This window comes from Ohtaekwangia sp. (assembly GCF_036568665.1).
GTDB lineage: Bacteria > Bacteroidota > Bacteroidia > Cytophagales > Cyclobacteriaceae > Ohtaekwangia.
This window is the reverse complement of sequence record NZ_DATCSD010000187.1, coordinates 25,565-38,871: the sequence shown is the minus strand read 5'-3', so window position 1 is coordinate 38,871 and position 13,307 is coordinate 25,565. Positions and strand designations below refer to the sequence as shown.

Below are 13,307 nucleotides of genomic sequence, written 5' to 3'. Positions count from 1 at the left end.
TAAAATTCCTTCGACCGGATTTCATTCAGTATATAGTTTATATCGGGCGATGCCGGATCAAACACTACGGCTGCTGCATAACGTTGGCAGATGGCTACCCAGGAAGCATGATTGATCAATAATATAGGAACTCTGTATCCGAGATATTCGTATAGTTTGGTGGGAATAGAATGTGTTGTGGCCGGATTGAAGGGATAGGAAATTATACCGATCGATGCAGTTGCAATTTCTTGCAGTATAGTTTGATGCGGCACAAGTGTATCACCGCCTTTCAGCGATATATAGGGCTTGTTATATATTGTAGAGCGAATTTTTTCCAGTGTTTTGGGCTGGGCGCAGTAACCGACTATGGTTAATTGTACGGACTGATCTTCGTGGTATAGTTTATCGATCAGGTCTATTGCCAGAAATATACCGGTAGTCTCCGCCAGTGTTCCGGTAAATATAAAGTGAAGTTGCTCTATATGTTTGGGGCGTGCTGCTATAGGAGTTGGTGGTTTTTTTAATTTATTCTCCACGATAGTAGCCCGTTTTCCAGGAAAAGATAATTCCTGTTTATAGCCTTTCTCTGCCAGGAGAAAATGATTGATGAAAGGGGAGAAGATATATTCTTTTATTCGCACATATAGCGCCACCCATAGTCGTATAGCTTTGGGAAAAGCATTGGTATAGCGGATGTTCCGGAAGTAGTTTTCCTGTACATCGTAGATCGTGCTACATCCTATACATTTGGCAACAACAGCAACTGGGAGTAACTCATGTGTGGTTACAATAAGCAGAGCGGGTTTAAGTTGCCATATTTTCTTCAACACTGCCCAGCCCATCAGCCACCTGCGAAAGCTTAGGCGAGGAAAGGGTTTGCCCGGGTGAAAATGTATACTGGTGTCGACCGGTGGATGTATACTGGGATAGCCAGCAACATGAACTTCGTAAAAGGAGGCCAGACTTTTTCCCATTTTTTCATACATGCGCGTATCATCAATGGGTTTCAGTACGGAGGCAATGACTATTCTTCTTTTTTTTCTTTCTTGCATGTCGATTTAAAACTAAGATAATGGAATTGAAACAACTCATTGAAAAAACCTGGGAAGACCGTTCCCTTCTTCAATCATCTGAGATACAGGATGCTATTCGTTCGGTAGTAGAAAAATTAGATAAAGGTGAGCTTCGCGTGGCAGAGCCGGTATCGGGCGGATGGCAGGTAAATGAGTGGGTAAAGAAGGCCGTGATCCTGTATTTCCCGATCCAGCAAATGGAAACTATTGAAGTTGGTCCGTTTGAGTTTCACGACAAGATCAAACTGAAACGTAACTATAAAGAACTGGGCGTTCGCGTAGTGCCGCATGCTATAGCACGTCATGGTTCGTTTGTAAGCAAAGGCGTGATCTTGATGCCTTCGTATGTAAACATCGGTGCGTATGTAGATGAAGGTACGATGGTAGATACCTGGGCTACTGTTGGAAGCTGCGCGCAAATCGGCAAGAATGTTCACCTGAGTGGTGGTGTAGGTATAGGAGGGGTGCTGGAGCCCGTGCAGGCTGCTCCGGTAATTGTGGAAGACAATGCATTTGTCGGATCGCGCTGCATCATTGTAGAGGGGGTTCGTGTAGGGAAAGAAGCAGTGCTGGGTGCAAACGTGGTGCTCACGGCCAGCTCCAAGATTATTGACGTGACAGGTTCCGAGCCGGTAGAGTATAAAAATTATGTGCCCGAGCGTTCGGTGGTAATACCGGGATCGTATAGCAAGAAATTCCCGGCAGGCGATTTTCAGGTGCCATGCGCGCTCATCATCGGAAAACGGAAGGAGAGTACCGACAAGAAAACGTCCTTGAATGACGCGCTGCGTGAGAACAATGTAGCTGTCTGATAAGTAATTATGAAAAGAGCGATGTGCCAGCTTGCCCGGTTGGCACATCCTTTGAATTTAACATACTGTTTACGGAACAATAAATTGCTTTGTGTAAATTTGGAAACGCAGTATGAAGAAGTTGGCTTTTGGAGTCTTTCTGGTATCATTACTTTCCGGCTTTGTAAGCGACAGGAGTGAGATCTTTCCGCTTGTGCGGAATGAGAGTTTTACTCGTGGGGAAGTTATTAAGTTTAAAATGACCTATGGTATTTTTACTGTAGGAAAAGGAAGTGCTTCGATAGCACCAACCTACTACAAGGTAAATGATCGCCATTGCTTTAAGGTTGATGTGATGGGCAAAACCGTGGGGATGGTAAGCTGGGTGTCAGATGTTGATGATCAGTGGGGTGCCTATATAGATACCGTAGCATTGGTTCCGCACCAGTTCTATCGCAAAATACGCGAAGGCCGTTATAAAAAAGATGAGTGGACGAACTTTGATCACCCCAACAAAAAGATCGAAGTAAAGACGCTCGATAACAAGACCGGTAAATTTAAAGAACCCCAATTTTACGAAGCACCTTCACACGTCCGCGATATGATCGGAGGATTTTTATACCTGCGTGTCATGGATTTTTCCAAGCTCAAAATAAAAGACACTGTAACCATCGCAGGTTTTTTTGAAGATGAATTTTATAAACTGAAGATCATCTATCAGGGTAAAGAAACCATCAAGATCAAAGTAGGCAAAGTGCGCGCACTGGTCTTCAAACCCGTTATGCCCAAGAATGATTTGTTCGATGGCGAAAATTCTATTACCGCCTGGTTCTCAGACGACAAGAACCGAATCCCGCTAAAGATCGATGCTAAAATGTTTATCGGCAGTGCCGGTGTAGAATTGATCGAGTACTCGGGATTGAAGAGCCCGCTCAATATTGTGAAATAGTTACTGGCCTCTGGGCTACAGGATACGGTTGGCCACTCGAAGCTTGCAACTAGCAGCTATTACATGCAACCCTTTTATTCCTATCTTGTCTTTATACTCAGGAACCGGAATTAAGCTTGGAGTCATCGGTATTGAACATGCAGGAAGAGCTCATCGCCCGTTGTAAAGCGGGCGATCGTAGTGCACACTATACGTTGTATAAGCAGTACTCGCGCGCGATGTATAACGTGGGCTATCGCATTGTAGGCGACCAGGACGATGCTGAAGATGTACTGCAAGAAGCATTCATCAGTGCGTTTCGAAATATAGACAGCTATCGCGGTGACTCTACGTTCGGTGCATGGCTCAAACGTATTGTGGTGAACAAGGCCATTAATATTTTGAACAAACGCAAATTTGAATCTATACCCGAAGATGATCGCTGGGATGTTGCCGAGGAGGAAGCCCCGGTTGAGTATGGTGATGAACTGACAGTTGAACGCGTAAAACATGCTATCAGTCAATTACCCGATGGCTATCGTTCTGTACTCTCGCTATATTTGCTGGAAGGCTACGATCATCAGGAGATTGCAGAGATCATGGGCATCTCCGAATCAACCTCCAAGTCGCAATTGAACAGAGCGAAAGGAAAACTGAGAGAGGTTTTAAAGGTTAAGGTTTAGAGTTTAAGGTTAGAAAGTTCAAGGTTCCGCTAACATAAACACCTACACACGTAAACACTTCAACACATAAAAGATATGAAACTGGAAGACTTCGTGCGCAAGAACAGGGCTGCTTTTGATGATAAGGAGCCTTCTGAGAAGATATGGAAGAACATAGAGGCTTCTGTACGCTTACAACGGGGAGGCTGGTGGAACTCGCTGGCAGTATGGCGCGTGGCAGCCGTGGTGTTTATGGCGCTGGCAGTTTATGCATGGATACCCGGAAAGACAAAAACACCGGCAGGCAAACCGAATACATCTGATATAGCGCTGAAAGAGTTTAAAGATGTCGAAGCCTTTTATGTAGAACAGATTTCCCAGAAAGTGGAAATGATTGATGAGTTTCAGAAGAGCGAAGGACTCAATGGATTTACCCAAGACTTTCAACAACTGGAAGCTATGTATATGGTGCTGAAAGAAGAGATGCATACACACCCCAGTCAGAAAGTGAAAGATGCGCTGGTACTAAATTTACTGGTGCGGATCGATCTGCTGAACCAGCAATTACATCATCTCGAAAAAAGTTATAATCCTAAAGACAAGGGTAAAGAGGAAACGAATATATAGTATATCAGTTCCAGGTTTCCGTAGTAAGTTCGAATGATTCTTTTACAGAGTCGTATACTTTACCGTCTTCACATTTCAATACGCGTGACGGATTCTTTTTGATCAAGCCGTAGCTATGTGTGGCCATTAATATAGCGGTTCCGCTTTTATTGATCTGCTGAAATATTTTCAGAATACCGTGCGATACTTCCGGGTCCAGATTCCCGGTAGGTTCATCCGCCAGTAAGATCGCGGGCTCGTTGATGAGTGCCCGGGCAATCACTACACGTTGTTGTTCTCCGCCTGAAAGCTGATGCGGCATTTTCTTTTCGATAGAGCCGAGTCCCACATTCATCAACACTTCATTCATACGAGCCTTCATCTTGGTGCTGTCGCGCCAGCCGGTAGCTTTCATCACAAACATGAGATTCTCCGCTACAGTGCGATCGTTCAGCAACTGAAAGTCCTGGAAAATTATACCGAGCTTTCTTCGCAGCAAGGGTATCTGTGCGGGTTTTATACCGCGTATGTTAAAGCCTGCTACCTGTATATCTCCGAGGCGGAGCAGGAGGTCGGCATAGAGTGTTTTGAGTAATGAAGATTTACCGGAACCAGTACGCCCTACCAGGTATACAAACTCTCCCTTTTCAATCGAGAAGTTAAGATCACTGAGTATCGTATTGTGATCTTGAAAAATGCTGGCGTCATGAACGCTTACTACCGGATCGTTTGAAAACATATTCCCGTAAAAAGTTAGAGGTTCAACGTTTAAAATTTAAACTTAATCATTTAAATCTTAAACGTTAAACCTCGTGCTCTGAAGTTTAATTTCTGGCGGTAAAATTACCCGTTAACCTTCTTGTGGTCAGCGAGGAATTTTTCAAGACCACTGTCAGTAAGCGGATGCTTCAACAGCGCTGTGATTACGTTGAGCGGACACGTTGCTACATCGGCACCGATCTCTGCACACTGAATAAGGTGCATTGTATGGCGCACAGATGCTGCAAGAATCTCTGTATCGTACGCATAGTTGTCATAGATCAGTCTGATCTGAGAGATCAGCTCAAGACCATCCTGCGATATATCATCCAAGCGACCCACGAATGGCGATACATAACTTGCACCGGCTTTCGCGGCCAGTATAGCCTGACCTGCCGAGAACACAAGTGTACAGTTTGTACGTATACCTTCGCTGGTAAATTTCTTGATTGCTTTTACACCTTCTTTGATCATCGGCACCTTTACCACAATCTTATCATCAATCTTGGCAAGTTCTTTACCTTCTTTAATGATGTTGTCGAAATCAGTAGCGATAACTTCTGCGCTCACGTTGTTATCTACTATATCGCAGATCGCTTTGTAGTGCGCTTTGATATTTTCAATTCCTTTGATGCCTTCTTTCGCCATCAGTGAAGGATTGGTCGTTACACCATCCAGCACACCCAGGTCGTAAGCTTCTTTAATCTCGTTCAGGTTAGCGGTGTCGATGAAAAATTTCATGTTCGTTATTTCGGTTTGTTGAGGTTGTCTGTTTTAAGAAAGGATGGAAAACCAGAAATGGTTCATGTGCATAGCAGATATATACTGGATTCCGGCTCTGAAATTCTCAGAAATAAAAAAGGGCAAACCGAACATCGCACCGCTACAACCGCCTACCCTTGCTACCTTCCGATCCTGGGGGAGTTCAGCAGGAGCTGGTCGTGCCGGCTTGCCGGGCGCAAAGATAGAAGATATTTAGAATTGACGATGGGTAAGAATAATTTCTTTTGAAGTTTTATCAGTCGAAGATTTTTCAGAAGATAAATTACGCTGCTGTTCTACTGTGTTGCCATTCTCAGTTTGCTCTGTGATACAGCCATATAGTTGCAAAGCTGGTATAGCATACGCGCACCTACATTTGCATCCCAGTCATTTGTGCCGGGAGCGACTTCACTAAGATCAAAACCAATAATAGTCTTTCCCGAGAGAGCAAGTTTTCGGATCAGGTATACTGCTTCCTGAAATTCCAATCCACCGGCAACCGGTGTTCCGGTATTCGGACACAGCTTCGGGTCGAGTCCATCAATATCGAAACTGATATATACATGCTCTGGTAATTCATCGATAATCCGGTCGCACTGCGATGCCCACGTTTCGCCTTCATATCGTTTTGCTTTCAGGTCATCATCAAAGAAAGTTCGGATGCGTCCCTTGGAACGTTGCATCACGTGAAGCTCTTCTTCGCAGAGATCGCGTATACCTACCTGCACCAACCGGCTCACGGCTGGTATCTTCATCGCATTATACATGATGGAAGCGTGCGAGTAAGTAAATCCTTCGTAGGCTTTTCGCAAATCAGCATGCGCATCGATCTGCAGTATACCAAAGCGGGTATATTGTTCACCCAGGGCGCGCATAAAACCAAGCGGTGTACTGTGATCTCCGCCCAGCAGACCTACCATTTTACCTTCACGGAGATAACGCTGCACAGCCGACTTCACGTATATATTCAGACTTTCAGAAGCTTCGTTGATCTTGTTCACCAACGGATCGGCTGGTAGCACAGGCTCACCTTTTTCCATGCGCCTGATGTGCTGTGCTGAGAGCTCGCGCAGATGTTTACTCTCTGCGTATAGCCCATCCGGTATTTTTGCCAGGCTGATGCCGAGCTTCCAGGCATCGGGTATATCTTTTACCAATACGTCTACCTGCGAAGAGGCGTCCAGCACAGCCGTGGGGCCGGCAGCCGTACCGGTGTGATACGATACTGTTACTTCCCATGGCACAGGTATAACAATGAGTTCCGAAGTCTCGGGAGTATAGGGGAGACCAAACAGATTTCCCTGTATACCAGGACCGTTCGGATCAAAATGTTTAATGAGGTCTTCTTTTAAATTCATTTACGTTAGGGCAGTCGTGGCGATCCATTACTTGAATCGCGAATCAGTTGGTGAGCATTTCCGGAGTAACGTAGTTCTCCAGTTCGCCATTTCCCTGACTCACTTCTTTCCACGAATGAATATTGAATTTAATAATGGCAAGTCCTGCAGGAGTCATGTCGCCAACTTCTGCACCGGTTAAATATTCTGCCAAGTACGAGATCACGGGGTTATGTGCTACACACATAATGTGTTGCTGGTGGTCTTCCAGTTGTGTTACAAATTGAAAGAATGTTCGCGTAGAAGCTTCATATAGATCTTCCTGCAACACAACTTTATCCAGATCGATCTTCAGAGCATCGGCCACCAGTCCTGCCGTTGTTCGGGCACGCTCAGCGGTGCTGGTCATGATCACATCCAATACAATTTGTTGCTTGTACAGATAGCTACCGATCATGAGCGCTTCTTTCACACCGGTGGTTGTCAAATTGCGATCAATATCATTCTGATTGATCTGTTTTTCAGCGCTTTGTGCATGGCGTAACAAATACAAATATCGTGGCATACGCAATAAGTTTCTGAACTGTTGTATAGGTTGCTGGGCGTCAATATTAACACCCGAAATTTGATTTTTTAAAAATTTCCAGATATTTGACCTCTTTGAAACGTTAATCAGCATGTCAAAAAATCTCGTAATAGTAGAGTCACCCGCTAAGGCGAAAACCATTGAAGGCTACCTGGGAAAGGATTTTAAGGTCGCTTCCAGCATGGGACACATTCGCGATTTGCCCAAAGGTGGCGATGCGATTGACGTTGAAAATGGCTTTGAACCCACCTATGAAGTAAGTCCTGAAAAGAAGGATGTTATACAAAAACTAAAAAAACTTGCCGAGGATGCCGAGATGGTATACCTCGCAAGCGATGAAGACCGCGAGGGAGAAGCTATTTCGTGGCACTTGAAAGAAGTGCTCGACCTGAATGACAAGAAAACGCGCAGGATCGTTTTTACCGAGATCACAAAGAATGCTATACTCAACGCTATTCAAAGTCCGCGAGGTATAGATATAGACCTGGTGAATGCACAGCAGGCGAGACGCGTGCTCGATCGTTTGGTGGGCTATGAGCTTTCGCCTATACTCTGGAAAAAAATCAAGACCGGTTTATCTGCCGGGCGTGTACAAAGTGTAGCGGTGCGACTGATCGTTGAACGCGAACGCGAGATCAGCGAGTTCAAAGCAAAATCATCGTACAGGGTAACGGCCGAGTTTCAACTCGACAAAGGTAAAACGCTGGTAGCAGAACTTTCGGAACGTTTTGATACGGAACAGGAAGCACTTGATTTTCTGGAGTCGTGCAAAGGAGCGAAATACTCTATAAAAGATTTGCAGACCAAGCCTTCGAAGCGATCGCCAGCACCTCCGTTTACAACCTCTACTTTACAACAGGAAGCTTCGCGCAAGCTGGGCTTCTCGGTTATACAAACCATGATGGTGGCGCAGAAGTTATACGAAGCCGGTAAGATAAGCTATATGCGTACCGACTCGGTAAACTTATCAGATGAAGCACGCAACGGAGCGATGCGACAGATACAGTCTGCGTTCGGAAAAGAATTTGTTCAGCCACGTCAGTTTAAAACAAAATCATCGTCAGCACAGGAAGCTCACGAAGCGATACGTCCTACAGATTTTTCAGTGAGCGATCCGGGTATGGATCGTAATGCACTGCGTTTATATGATCTCATCTGGAAGCGTGCTATAGCATCACAGATGGCTGACGCTGAACTGGAGAAAACAACTGCTACCATCGGTATATCTACTAATCCACGCACGTTGATTGCAACCGGAGAAGTAGTGAAGTTTGAAGGGTTCCTGAAAGTATATATGGAATCGGGCGATGATGAAGATGAAGAAGAGAACAGCAAAGTATTGCCGCCACTCACTATCGGTCAGGATTTGAAACTCAACGAACTGATGGCGAAGCAGGTGTTCACTCGACACCCGCCTAGATATACTGAAGCGAGTCTGGTGAAGAAACTGGAAGAGCTTGGTATAGGCAGGCCATCTACCTACGCACCAACCATTACCACCGTGCAGAAGCGTGGCTATGTAGTGAAAGAAATGCGCGAAGGTGTGGAGCGTGCTTACAATGTATTTACACTCAAAGACGATAAAGTTAATAAGGCAACCGAAACGGAAATTACCGGTGCGGAGAAGAATAAACTCTTCCCGACCAATACCGCGATGGTTGTAACGGATTTCCTGGTAGAACATTTTCCGGATGTAACCGACTTCTCTTTTACTTCGGAGATCGAGCAGGAGTTTGATGAGATTGCCAGTGGTAAACTCGATTGGAAGAAGATGATCGATAACTTCTATCAACCCTTCCACAAGAAAGTATCGACTACCGAAAAGATAGAACGTTCTTCCGTTGGTAAAGCACGTGAGTTAGGGGTTGATCCGAAGACCGGTAAAAATGTATATGCCAAGCTGGGTAAGTTTGGTGCGTATGTGCAGATAGGAGAGAACCCCGATGATAACGGTGGTGAGAAACCCAAGTTTGCCAGCCTTCGTCCCGGACAATTTATAGAGAACCTCACGCTGGATGATGCGATGGAACTCTTTAAGATGCCACGCGATCTCGGTTTGTTTGAAGAGAAATCGGTAGTAGTAAATATAGGGCGCTTCGGTCCATATGTACTGCACGACAAAAAGTTTGTGTCGATCCCTAAAGATACCGACCCTTACGAGATAGCATTAGACAGAGCGATCGAGTTGATCGAGAACAAGCGTATAGCGGATGCAAACAAGACTATAAAACTGTTTGATGAGAATCCGGATATACAAGTCCTCAACGGGCGCTTTGGTCCCTATATTAAAGCCGGCAAGAAGAATGTAAAGATACCGAAAGGCAAAGAGCCGAAAGATCTTACACTCGAAGAATGCCTTACACTGGCTGCTGCTACACCGGAGAAGAAAGGCAGATTTGGCAGAGCCGCTGCTCCGGTAAAAACGGCTGAAGCTCCTGCTAAAAAAGCTCCGGCCAAGAAAACGGCAGCGAAGAAAGTTGCTAAAAAAGCAGCCGCTCCGAAGAAAGCAGCGAAGAAGAAGAAATAGTTCTATCGTGGATAGTTAATCGTTATCCGTTAGTAGTTATCCGTTGGAATGCTGCTAACGGTATATATTGACCTGTTTCCCGCGGATCCCGGTAGCTATCGAGATCAATGCAGAGGAAAATACCGAAATATTGATAGCTATCAGGAACAGGATACACAAATGAATTCTGCTAACTATTAACGTGTAGCTATTAACTATTAACGGATAACAATTTAATAAATTTGCAGTGGCGTCAGTTGTTCCCCACTGACACACGGTGAAAGGAAAGTTATCTTCTTTCTGGTATATCACTTCTAATAAAAAGGTTTCTTTCCTTTTGAACTTGGTAAGGTGGGAACAGCTTACTGCACTATAACAGGTTAACTAACTACTGATGCTACCGCGATGACTTACTATCAGCAACAATTGCTCAGGATCAGGCGGGAACATTTCCACCCGGAATACCTTTACAAACAGGTAGCACAGGCAAAATATTATATGGATCAGCACTTTGCTGAAGATATAGGTATCGATCGGTTGGCAGCTACAGCGTGTTTCTCTAAATTTCATTTTATCCGAATGTTCAGGGCTGCTTACGGTATAACACCCAATCAATACCTTATTTCCGTTCGTATAGCGCAAGCCAAGCAATTGTTGAAAAGCAATAAGACCATTGTGGAGGTTTGCCATGCTGTTGGTTTTACCAGTCTCAGTTCTTTCTCGGGATTGTTCAGAAAAATTACCGGCACTACTCCGGCCGCCTACCGGTGCCGTTGTACATCAGTATAAATGTCTTTTGAAACTTAGCAATTTTGAAGAAAGGTGTTTCGGAGAGATTGCAGATGTTTGTAGTGCGCAGAATTAGTATAGATTTATTTACCGCAGATTTATACTATAAATGCAAATACGTGTGTGCATTTACCAGTGAGTCTCTGCACCTCCTTTCGGGAAAGGTATAACCAATAGCCCCCAACTAAAGTATGAAAATAAAACTGACAAGTATCCTCGTAACCAACCAGGACAAGGCCCTGAAGTTCTACACGGAAGTGTTAGGCTTTGTAAAGAAAACAGAAGTGCCTATGGGTGAGCATAAATGGCTCACCGTAGTTTCCGCAGAAGAGCAGGATGGTGTTGAATTAGTGTTAGAACCGATGGCGTTTGAACCGGCCAGCGTATATCAGCGGGCGTTGTATGAGGCGGGTATACCATTAACATCATTCAGTGTAACCAACGTGCAGAAAGAATATGAACGCCTGCAGAAACTGGGTGTTGTATTCAGCATGAAGCCTACCGTGATGGGCCCTGTAACGCTCGCAGTGTTTGATGATACCTGCGGGAATAATATACAGATCGCACAGATGTAAGTGTAAGCTTAAAGCTGAAGGTATGGGATAGTTAACTCTATTACTTTCAGCTTTTTTGCTTTTAGCTTGTCGCTAATTACACTATCTTTTAAGTAAACTTTACTCCCCCATGAAACCCGTTCTTGCCATTGTACTCCTGCTGAGTATATCTGTTTATAGCCACGCACAAATTGATGAAAAGATCATTCGTCAGTCGACCGATGAATTTATGGAGGCGATGACCGCCTGGGCTGATCTTAAACCTTTTATATCCATCGACTTTCTCAAAGAGAAGAACGTTGGGGATAAGAAGATAAATCTTTTTATGGTGGATAAGTATACGATTGTGAAGATCGAAAATGCGTTAGCCACTGTAGAGATCGATCACGGTAAAGGACAGTTCTGTACGCGCATAGCCCTGGCGTTTGTAAAAGACAGCGATGACCAGGTGCGTATACTTCCTCTGATGCTGCCGCTGATGAAAAGATCATTGATCCGTGGAAGACGCGGGAGCGGTTATGCGATACGAAGTAATGCGTCAATAGTCGCGCATTGCCAGTCGGATATAGAGTGATACCAGGAACATGACGATTCCGATGAGGAGGATGCGCCATCCGTGCGCTCTGTCTTCTTTACCGAACGCGTATATACGTTCACCATTCGGCAAAGTTTTGCGGAAGGAGCTAAGATGCCAGCCAATAAATATACCGAGTAGTCCTCCTAAAAATGCAAATATATACCCGGCATAAATCCAGGTCTTACCCTGATCTTCAGGCTTGGCCAATTCTTGTACACGTTGTTTTTTCAGAAGCTGAATAACGTCTTCATTAATTTCGACTTTGCGTTGCTTTAGTATTTCCTGGGCAAGTTGATAATCGAACTCGTTCCATTCATCGGGTTTTGCCAGTATCTCAAATAACTCTTCGTTGGTGAAATTAAAGAGATAGTGATCTTTATCAACAGAATTTATCTGCTCACGGGATAGGGTAGCCAGTACCTTGTCGGCATGGCCGAAATCTTTCTGCTGAATTTTAACATAAAATTGACGACTGAATTGCTTATCGCCATATAGCGAATCAAGACTCTCGCGATCTTCTGCTATCATGTATTCAATGCTGTTTTCCTGTAGTATATCTGCGAGTGCTTTAGCCTGATCTTCCTGGTAAAACTTGCGATAAGTAACAAATTCAGTTGACATAGTAACCCTCAAAATTCGTTCGAAAGAACAAATTCAAATCCAATTTTTAAAATATAGTTATCTTTAAATATGAAAAAACTTGTCGTGCTCAGTGGTGCGGGCATCAGTGCCGAGAGTGGTATACCAACGTTTCGCGATTCGAATGGCTTGTGGGAAGGATTTCGCGTGGAGGATGTTGCCTCTCCGGAAGGATGGTATAAAGATCCTGCACTTGTTCTTGATTTTTATAATCAGCGCAGAAAGAAAGCATTGGAAGTAAAACCCAATCGCGGTCATGAGATACTGGCAGAGCTTGAAAAGCATTTTGATGTAACGATCGTAACGCAGAATGTAGACAACCTGCATGAGCGTGCCGGTTCTTCTAAAGTGATTCACCTGCATGGCAGCTTGTTCGAGTCGCGCAGCACGAAAGATGAGCGCCTGGTATATCCTATCGATGGATGGGAACTGAAGATGGGAGATCGCTGTGAGAAAGGATCGCAGTTGCGTCCGAATATAGTCTGGTTTGGTGAGATGGTTCCGTTAATGGAAGTAGCAGCACATCATGCCGGTGAGGCTGATATATTTCTGGTAGTAGGTACATCGATGGTAGTATATCCTGCCGCAGGCCTGATCAATTACGTTCCATACGAATCGATGAAATATGTAGTCGATCCCAAGCTTCCGGATATCGGCAATATACCCTACGTAAAAATGATAGCCGACAAGGCGAGCACGGGTATGGAAATCGTGAAGCGTGAATTACTGGAGTTAATTGATTAATTTGCAGGAACC

The 13,307-nt window shown here is 44.6% G+C and carries 15 protein-coding genes and 1 other RNA gene; 9 read left to right on the top strand and 7 right to left on the bottom strand.

Annotation, left to right across the window (positions count from 1 at the left end; all coding sequences use genetic code 11):
* Positions 1-1,034 (bottom strand): hypothetical protein (locus tag VIN08_RS10770; protein ID WP_331964396.1); only part of this gene is annotated, 1,034 nt, incomplete at its 3' end.
* A 20-nt stretch (positions 1,035-1,054) separates the two neighbouring features.
* Here VIN08_RS10770 and VIN08_RS10765 point away from each other — a divergent pair.
* The 4 genes from VIN08_RS10765 to VIN08_RS10750 all read left to right on the top strand — a co-directional run bounded on the left by VIN08_RS10765 (position 1,055) and on the right by VIN08_RS10750 (position 4,063).
* Entirely contained in the window at positions 1,055-1,867 is an 813-nt protein-coding gene (locus tag VIN08_RS10765) for a 2,3,4,5-tetrahydropyridine-2,6-dicarboxylate N-succinyltransferase (RefSeq protein WP_331964393.1), read from the top strand.
* 112 nt (positions 1,868-1,979) lie between these two features.
* Positions 1,980-2,795, top strand: a complete 816-nt coding sequence (locus VIN08_RS10760) for a DUF3108 domain-containing protein (protein WP_331964391.1) — start codon at positions 1,980-1,982, stop codon at positions 2,793-2,795.
* 116 nt (positions 2,796-2,911) lie between these two features.
* Positions 2,912-3,457 (top strand): RNA polymerase sigma factor, encoded by a 546-nt coding sequence (locus VIN08_RS10755; RefSeq protein WP_331964388.1) that lies wholly within the window; start codon positions 2,912-2,914, stop codon positions 3,455-3,457.
* Positions 3,458-3,532: 75 nt separating this feature from the next.
* On the top strand, positions 3,533-4,063 hold the full coding sequence (locus tag VIN08_RS10750) for a hypothetical protein (RefSeq protein WP_331964385.1): 531 nt from the start codon (positions 3,533-3,535) through the stop codon (positions 4,061-4,063).
* A 4-nt stretch (positions 4,064-4,067) separates the two neighbouring features.
* Here VIN08_RS10750 and VIN08_RS10745 read toward each other — a convergent pair whose 3' ends face one another.
* From VIN08_RS10745 to VIN08_RS10725, 5 genes are all read right to left on the bottom strand, one after another.
* A complete protein-coding gene (locus tag VIN08_RS10745) occupies positions 4,068-4,781 on the bottom strand; it encodes a cell division ATP-binding protein FtsE (protein WP_331964382.1) in 714 nt (237 codons plus the stop codon).
* Positions 4,782-4,885: 104 nt separating this feature from the next.
* Complete coding sequence (gene fsa / locus VIN08_RS10740) at positions 4,886-5,542, bottom strand: fructose-6-phosphate aldolase (RefSeq protein ID WP_331964379.1); 657 nt, start codon at positions 5,540-5,542, stop codon at positions 4,886-4,888.
* Positions 5,543-5,660: 118 nt separating this feature from the next.
* Positions 5,661-5,755: signal recognition particle sRNA small type (ffs, locus tag VIN08_RS10735), an RNA gene on the bottom strand.
* 104 nt (positions 5,756-5,859) lie between these two features.
* Complete coding sequence (locus tag VIN08_RS10730) at positions 5,860-6,921, bottom strand: agmatinase family protein (RefSeq protein WP_331964376.1); 1,062 nt, start codon at positions 6,919-6,921, stop codon at positions 5,860-5,862.
* A gap of 43 nt (positions 6,922-6,964) precedes the next feature.
* On the bottom strand, positions 6,965-7,465 hold the full coding sequence (locus VIN08_RS10725) for a SixA phosphatase family protein (RefSeq protein WP_331964373.1): 501 nt from the start codon (positions 7,463-7,465) through the stop codon (positions 6,965-6,967).
* 112 nt (positions 7,466-7,577) lie between these two features.
* Here VIN08_RS10725 and topA point away from each other — a divergent pair, with 112 nt between their 5' ends.
* The 4 genes from topA to VIN08_RS10705 all read left to right on the top strand — a co-directional run bounded on the left by topA (position 7,578) and on the right by VIN08_RS10705 (position 11,909).
* On the top strand, positions 7,578-10,013 hold the full coding sequence (topA, locus tag VIN08_RS10720; protein ID WP_331964370.1) for a type I DNA topoisomerase: 2,436 nt from the start codon (positions 7,578-7,580) through the stop codon (positions 10,011-10,013).
* 384 nt (positions 10,014-10,397) lie between these two features.
* Positions 10,398-10,781 carry an AraC family transcriptional regulator gene (locus VIN08_RS10715; protein ID WP_331964368.1) on the top strand — a complete coding sequence of 128 codons (384 nt, stop codon included), beginning with the start codon at positions 10,398-10,400 and terminating at the stop codon, positions 10,779-10,781.
* A gap of 191 nt (positions 10,782-10,972) precedes the next feature.
* A complete protein-coding gene (locus VIN08_RS10710; protein WP_331964365.1) occupies positions 10,973-11,356 on the top strand; it encodes a VOC family protein in 384 nt (127 codons plus the stop codon).
* Positions 11,357-11,465: 109 nt separating this feature from the next.
* The gene (locus tag VIN08_RS10705; protein WP_331964362.1) at positions 11,466-11,909 is read left to right on the top strand and encodes a hypothetical protein; all 444 of its coding nucleotides are present in this window, start codon (positions 11,466-11,468) and stop codon (positions 11,907-11,909) included.
* On the opposite strand, the gene VIN08_RS10700 is transcribed toward VIN08_RS10705, so the two are convergent.
* On the bottom strand, positions 11,874-12,533 hold the full coding sequence (locus VIN08_RS10700) for a hypothetical protein (protein WP_331964359.1): 660 nt from the start codon (positions 12,531-12,533) through the stop codon (positions 11,874-11,876). The genes VIN08_RS10705 and VIN08_RS10700 overlap by 36 nt on opposite strands.
* A gap of 69 nt (positions 12,534-12,602) precedes the next feature.
* On the opposite strand from VIN08_RS10700, the gene VIN08_RS10695 reads away from it, so the two are divergent.
* On the top strand, positions 12,603-13,295 hold the full coding sequence (locus VIN08_RS10695) for an NAD-dependent deacylase (RefSeq protein WP_331964356.1): 693 nt from the start codon (positions 12,603-12,605) through the stop codon (positions 13,293-13,295).
* The last annotated feature ends 12 nt before the right edge of the window (positions 13,296-13,307 follow it).